The 714-nt window shown below is 70.2% G+C and carries 1 protein-coding gene; it reads right to left on the minus strand.

Going from position 1 to position 714, the window contains the following annotated elements; translation table 11 throughout:
• Positions 1–711, minus strand: a 711-nt coding sequence (locus HHX35_RS42380) for a GAF domain-containing protein (protein ID WP_182904246.1), incomplete at its 3' end; no start/stop codon positions are given.
• Between the last annotated feature and the right edge of the window lie 3 nt (positions 712–714).

Here is a 714-nt window from a genome sequence, read left to right on the forward strand (position 1 = left end):
CGGCAGCAGGATCGCCACGGCGTCGGCGTCGGCCATCTCGCGGGCGCGCCGGGCGATGAGCGTGAGGACCTCCTGCGGCTCGCCGCCGGACAGCAGCCGGGTGGTGATGTCCGAGGACGCCTGCAACCAGGTCTCGCGGCGGCGGCTCTCCTCATACAGACGGGCGTTCTCGACCGCCACTCCGGCGGCGGTGGCCAGGGCGACCACGATCGCCTCGTCGTCCTCGTCGAAGTTCCCGCCGCCGCGCTTCTCGGTGAGGTAGAGGTTGCCGAACACCTCCTCGCGCACCCGGACCGGCACCCCCAGGAAACTGCCCATGGGCGGATGGCCCGGCGGGAAGCCGTAGGACTCGGGATGCTGGGAGATGTCGGCCAGCCGCAGCGTCTGCGGCTCCTTGATCAGCAGGCCGAGCAGGCCCAGCCCGTGCGGCCAGTGCTCGATCCTGGCGATCTCCTCCTCGCTCAGCCCCACCGGCACGAACTGGATGAGCGTGTTCTCCTCCCCGATCACACCCATCGCGCCGTACGTCGCGTCCACCAGCGTCGTGGCGGTGGCCACGATGCGCCGCAGCACCACCTCCAGGTCGAGGTCGCTGCCGATCGACACGACCGCCTCCAACAGCGCGTGCACCCGATCCCTGGTGGCCAGCACGGCCTCCAGACGCGACTGCAACTCCGCCAGCAGATCGTCCAATCGCATGCTGGGAATCAGCGA

Origin of the sequence: Microbispora sp. H10830, from assembly GCF_014161375.1 — a bacterium.
GTDB lineage: Bacteria > Actinomycetota > Actinomycetes > Streptosporangiales > Streptosporangiaceae > Microbispora > Microbispora catharanthi.